The 6,317-nt window shown below is 41.2% G+C and carries 3 protein-coding genes; 1 reads left to right on the top strand and 2 read right to left on the bottom strand.

What is annotated here, in order from left to right:
* Positions 1-142: 142 nt before the first annotated feature.
* On the bottom strand, positions 143-2,554 hold the full coding sequence (locus WBA23_RS08395; RefSeq protein ID WP_424581826.1) for a polysaccharide biosynthesis tyrosine autokinase: 2,412 nt from the start codon (positions 2,552-2,554) through the stop codon (positions 143-145).
* A gap of 670 nt (positions 2,555-3,224) precedes the next feature.
* Here WBA23_RS08395 and WBA23_RS08390 point away from each other — a divergent pair.
* On the top strand, positions 3,225-5,264 hold the full coding sequence (locus tag WBA23_RS08390; protein ID WP_424581825.1) for a hypothetical protein: 2,040 nt from the start codon (positions 3,225-3,227) through the stop codon (positions 5,262-5,264).
* Between the two features lie 187 nt (positions 5,265-5,451).
* Here WBA23_RS08390 and WBA23_RS08385 read toward each other — a convergent pair whose 3' ends face one another.
* The gene (locus WBA23_RS08385; RefSeq protein ID WP_424581824.1) at positions 5,452-6,183 is read right to left on the bottom strand and encodes an SDR family oxidoreductase; all 732 of its coding nucleotides are present in this window, start codon (positions 6,181-6,183) and stop codon (positions 5,452-5,454) included.
* Between the last annotated feature and the right edge of the window lie 134 nt (positions 6,184-6,317).

Raw genomic sequence — 6,317 nt, 5'->3', positions numbered from 1 at the left:
ATTAAAGCTATATCTGACTGTTGCACAAAAACCCGAGGGTGGACCGGTACTTTATCACTGCCGTATGCTATATTGGCAAGCAGCAGGAGGAGACAAAGTAAGCTAAATCTGAAAACCATACCTGAGAAGTGAAGGTTGAGAATCAGGATAGTTTAAAGCGCGACTTTAGCGAAGCCGAATCCCGATAGTAGCTGCTCTTAGCTTGTACGTATCCATAGCCTGAGGCGGCTGCCCCGTTAAGCAGTAAGTTCAAATGCTTGATCTGATTTTTTTTCTGAATTTCGTTGACGCCTTTAATTGTTGCTTTATCCGTGTAGTTATCACGAACTACAAATAAGGTTAGATCAAAAAATTGCTCCAAAATAAGATAGTCAGCTACCAGGCCTACCGGCGGAGTATCTACAATAATTTGATCGTACTTTGACTTAACTTGTTCTATCAGCTCTCGCAACGATGGTTTTTCCAGCAGCTTAATAGGACTTTCGTTAGAGAATCCAGAGAAGATTACATCCAAGTTTGAGGAAGAAGATGGGCGAAACAACTTTTCTACTTCAAACCCCTTTTCCAGATAGTTGGCTAGACCGTACAGCGTATCATTCTTGAAGTACTTGTCTACTTTAGGGCGACGGAAATCACAGCCGATTAGTAGCGTTTTTTGTCCAGCTTCGGCAAATGTCCAGGCTAGGTTCGTAGCACAAAACGTTTTACCCTCCCCCTCAACAGATGAGGTGATACCAATTACTTGGTTGTTGCGCTCCCGAAAGTAGTACTGAAGATTAATTCGGATGTATTCAAACGATTCAGCAACGGCAGTATTCGGCATATTTTTCGCCACTAAACCACCTGCTTTTGGCCCATTAGAAATGACCCCCAACATAGGAATTTCCGTATGCCCTTCTATGTCTGATTTGTTAACCAGGTCACTACCAAAGAACAGGCGGGGGACAATAAACCCAAATGGAAGAATAAGCGATAATGCCAAAGCCAGCAGTAGAATCAGCTTACCGTTAGGGGCTACCGGCTCAGGAGCAATCTTAACACTATCTACCACTTCAATATCGGGTAAATTGGTTGCCAACGCTAACTCGGCATCTGCCTTTTTTCGTATCAAATAGTCGTACTTCTCCTGATAATAAGCAACATCGCGCTCTAGTTTGGTAAGCTTTTGTTCGTTGTCCGGTACAGTACTAATTTGAGTGTTGAGTTGGCCTATTCTACGATTTACACTTTTTAAATTGGCCTGGGTAGCAACAATTGCATTATCAAGGTTGGTAGATATTGCACCTTTGAGCGAAGCTAACTGCTGCTCTATCTGGTTTACTAACGGATTATTTTCGTTATTAAAATTGATTCCCCTCTTAGATCGGGCATCCATTTCAATATGCTCTATCACTAGTTGTTCAAAAGAATGATCATTAATACCGACAGCAGAAGGTACTACCAGAACACCCTCATTCTGAAGTGCCCGAGCGGTTCTTTTGTAATACGCTAGTCTATCTTCTAAGGCATTTTTTTCTGCTTCCAGCTCGTTTTGCTTGGTCATACCCAGCAACTTACCTTGGGCCATATCGATAATACCCTGTTTGTTTCTGAACTTACCAAACGCATTTCTGGCCTTCTTTAGCGAACTCTCAATTCCTTGTATTTCTTTTTCTAGAAACGCAACGGTAGTCACCCCCTTCTGATTTTTGTTCTGTACATCTTTACCAATGTAGGTTGCCACTAGCGCTTCTAGAAAAGCTGTACCCTTTTGAGGAATGGGTGTCTCTATACCAAGATTTACTACTCTAGACTCAGGCTGGTTAGCGTTTGCGGCAGTCACGGCTGGCTGGGCTATCAGCAATTCCTGGTACTTACCTGCCAAAGAAGCAAGGGTGTTAACTTTGAAATAATAATCGCCCGCCGGTGGCACCTCAGAAGTAGGTGCTATTTGAACCGCTAGATACTCATTATTAAAGAGTTCGCCGACCTTAACAGTTTCTTCAAATTCTACTGCTTCAACTTCAGCAACCTTTTCATTGGAAGCGAAGTCGTATATCGTAGCCTCTTCGGCATCTACCCGAACGGTCACATTGTTTGAATCGTCAATATTCAAATGTACTAACACTCCTACCAACTGTACGTGGCTTGAATCTAGCAGAACTTGGATAGGTAATGTACTATACGTTTCATTGAGCCATTCTTCTTTTAAAAAGTCAGGCCAGAAACTTTCTACTGTATAATAGGTGATTCCAAAGTTAAGGGTACCTAAGGCTTCTTGAATCAGATCGAACGATTTTAGTCGTCTAATTTCATCTTGCAAAATGATGTTACGCTCGATAATCCCATTATCATCTACTAGTACCTGATCGGTTCCTACCGAACCAAATTCTTGTTGGCTAATTAAGACGCTACCGTAGGCATTATATTGCTTTTCTCCAAACTTAATAAACAGTAACGCTAAAGGGATAATGATTAGAAAGCTGATTAGAAATAAATACCACTTCTTCTTAATCTCGCTAAATAGCAGTTTAAGATCAATAGTATTTTCTACATAGGTTGGTTCAAAATTCATAGATTTATCGGTGCAGCGTGTAGTGTAATTACAAAGATAAGTAAAAAAAATTCAACGAATTATGATTATTCGCCAACTTTGCCTCTGATGATACTACTCTTCTAGCTAAGAACAATAGACTATTAATAGGAAGAGAAGCAGTAACATTTTCCCAGGAATCATTTTCTGGGCAGTTTACCTATTTGAAACAAAATACACTTTTGGAGAAGCCATTATTAAGAAAGTGTCAGCGATTGCGGAAGATAAATAGTATATTACTAATCAAATACCCGTATTACTTCTGCTATGGAAAGAAATCACCCTAATTTTTGTTACCAATATAAGTTTTTGTTTGAGAAAGTCATAATTATAGAGATTTAAGACCTTAAGAGAATGGTCACGTCTGAAGTTACTTCTAATCACCAAATTGGGTACTAAGGTTGTATAAAAATGGTGATACTAAGGTCTGAGGCGATCCCACTTTTCTAAAAAAATTATATATAGACCTCGTTTACGCACGCTATTTTTGCAGTTAACGTTTGCTTATTGTATATAACTATAAAAACTATAGGCAATTACTACGAAGAATGGTGAAGCATCAAGTTATTACATCTAAGATCTAATAAGTTTTGTTTAATATTTTCTGCATTACACTTTTTTAGCTAAGCGTAGTTTAATTAGTAGCTATGCTATGAAACGTCCTAATTCTTTAGTCCATCTTATTCTTTTTGTTCTTCTAAGCTGGGTGCAGTTAGCCCAAGCTCAGAAAGTACCCGTTCAGAAAGATACTATTCAGAAAGTAGTGATTGACACTATCTATGTGCAAGAAAATAGCTTCGTTTTTACTAAAGATAGTGCATTCTTTACTAAAACTGATACGATCATCTATGTTACTGATACTATCCGTACCCGAATAGAAGAAATTATTAAGCAGGATGCAGGGGAAGAGCAGCAAATATTTTATAATAGACTTAAAAAAACATTAGAAACTCGCAAAATAGGCGAACAAATATTTGATTGGCTATTTGACCTTAGTAGTCCTTCATCGGCAACCGACACATTAGAGAAGAAGTCGGAACCACCGCCTGAGCTCACTGATTATGATGGAAAATACGTAGGCAATATTTATTTCAAGCAGATTGATATATTCGGCCCTAGTGTAATTGATACTGCCCGAAAAGCAACTTCCAAGATTTCACAGTTCTATAATCAAATTCATGTAGATACCCACGATCGTGTACTAAGGAATAACCTTGTTCTAAAAGAGGGAGATGTAATAAGCTCGACTCAACTGGCCGATAATGAACGAGTCATTCGATCGCTACGATTCATACGAGATGCTCGCCTAGTTGTGCAGCCGAGGGCCAATGATTCTGACACGGTGGACTTACTACTCATTACTGAAGACGTGATTCCTTATACATTCAATGCCTCACCAGAAGGATTTATAGAAGGTGATGTAAGTGTCAATAACGTTAACATATTAGGAACGGGACATCAGTTAAGTAATACTATTATCGTTGAGCCTGATGAATCTCCTCGAGTAGGCTACGAAGGCCGTTACCGTGTTCCCAATGTTCGGGGTTCTTTTATTACGGGAGAGTTGCGCTATCGGTATACGATGTGGGATCATATACGAAGCTTTACGTTGAACAGACGCTTTGTGGTGCCTAAAATCCGATACGCTGGGGGGATAGACATAAGCTATAACCGCCTTACTACGTTCGATCCCTGGGTTAACTCTTACCAGATTCTGGATACTTTTAGTCGCTTCGAGGATATACCTTTTATCCGCTACGGAATTTTCAATCAGGATTATTGGTTGGCTCGTAGCTTCGGGGTTAGGAACTTTGATAATCGTACCCGTTTGATTGCCTCCTTCCGTTACAATCGTCAGCACTTCTTTGAACGCCCTCAGGTAGCAGCAGATGTCAATCCCGCTTTTCATCATCGGAATTTATTCCTCTTTGGAGCTGGCTTTTCAAAACGTTACTATACTACCGAAACATTGGTATATACTTACGGACGAACCGAAGATATTCCGATTGGTCAATTAGTAGAGGTTATTGCTGGACCCGAATACGGTGAGTTTTATAATCGGTATTATACAGGGTTACTATACTCTCGGGGTGGATTTATTCCAGCTTTAGGGTACGTGTCGGCCAGGATTAAGTGGGGTGGTTTTTGGCGAAACAAGTGGTTAGAGGATGGAGTATTCCGATTCCAGCTCAATACCTTTAGCTACTTAATTCACCGCAGGCGTACACAATACCGGGTTTTTCTAAAAGCAGATTACACTCGGGGTGTCAGACGAACTCAAGATATTGACTTCCGCTTCGGCCTAATCACATTGAGCGATGAAGAAGGTATTCGAGGCTTAGATGGCTGGGCACTTGAAGGTAACGAACGGCTTGCCATTGGTTTAGAGGGGGTAGCGTACCCCCCCATAGATTTCTACAGCTTTCGGCTAGCTTGCTTTGTATTTGCTGATGCCGGCGTAATTGCCCAACCCGGGGAGAAGTTTTTCCGCACCCCATCGTACCAAGGTTTCGGATTTGGTTTCCGGGTACGAAATGAGAATTTAGCGTTTCAGACGTTTCAGATACGGTTTGCCTTCTACCCCCGTACCCCGGAAGATGAAAGCTGGTTTGGATTTCTTATTGGGAGTATCCCTATTCCTAACTTTCTAGACTTCGATGTTCGTAAACCTGAAGTCTTCCGCTTCCGATAAGGTTCAAACGGAGACCAAAAGACGGAGAGAGCAGGGGGGCAGGGAGTTAGTAGTCCGAAGTTGGAAGGAAAGTAAGACTAAGCGTTAACAAATCTCAAGTACTACGCTCTTTTGGCAGACACCGCGTAGTCACATTCCCATTGAGTAAACAATAACGGTCTCAGGTTTACAAGCTTCCAACTTTCTATCAAGTGTTTATCTTCACCTGAGTGTAAGGGGTACGGTTCTGGTCAGGAATAAGGCGATTGAATTTGGAAGAAAGAGGTTCAACAGTTTGCAATTCATCTTTAACAACTTCAAAAGTCACTCGTACCAAATCGGGATTGGCTACACATTGCGCAGTAACTTCAGCTACTTCCTCTCTACTAATGGCTTGGTTGCGAATTTTATCGTCTTGATAAAGAATGCACTGTTCTGGTGCGTAGCCTTCATCTACCAGCTTACCCGGACGAATAATTACATAATTAAGATGAGTGCTACGCAGCGCATTTTCCCCCTTTAACTTCCAGGTGAGCACTCGCCCAAATAAGTTAAGAAAGAAGAAAGGATGAGTTACTCCCATAGATGAAATCAGAATAAACTGCTTGACTGCGTGATTCTCGGCTGCCATTGCCATCTGGCGCACACTCTCATAATCAATATTCTTAGGGGTATTCTTTCCAAAATAATAGCTTTTAAAGGAGGTAGAACCCGCTGCGTACACAATGACATCTTTTTCCTGCACTACCGAATCATATCCCGAATAATCTTGCAGATCGTGTTCAATCAGGTGAATGTCGGGAGTAAGCAATTGGCGGGCTTTTCCCGTATTTCTTACCAGTGCATGCACCGTATGCCCCGCGTTATACAATTTGCTTACTATCTCCGCTCCGGTACTCCCGGTAGCTCCCACTACCAATACATTTAAAGAATCAGCCATGTCTCACTTTTTCTTTTTTAACTCATCACGTATAGTTTTGTTGGTAGAAGGGTAAGAGGGTGGAAAGGTAGATGGTAGAGGGGTGGAAAGGTAAAGGGTGGAAGGGTAGAAGGGTGATAGATAAATGCTTAACT

Origin of the sequence: Tunicatimonas sp. (genome assembly GCF_049647865.1) — a bacterium.
Classification (GTDB): Bacteria; Bacteroidota; Bacteroidia; order Cytophagales; family Cyclobacteriaceae; genus Tunicatimonas.
Note: the sequence above shows the minus strand (reverse complement) of the source record. Positions and strands in the feature narration are given on the sequence as shown.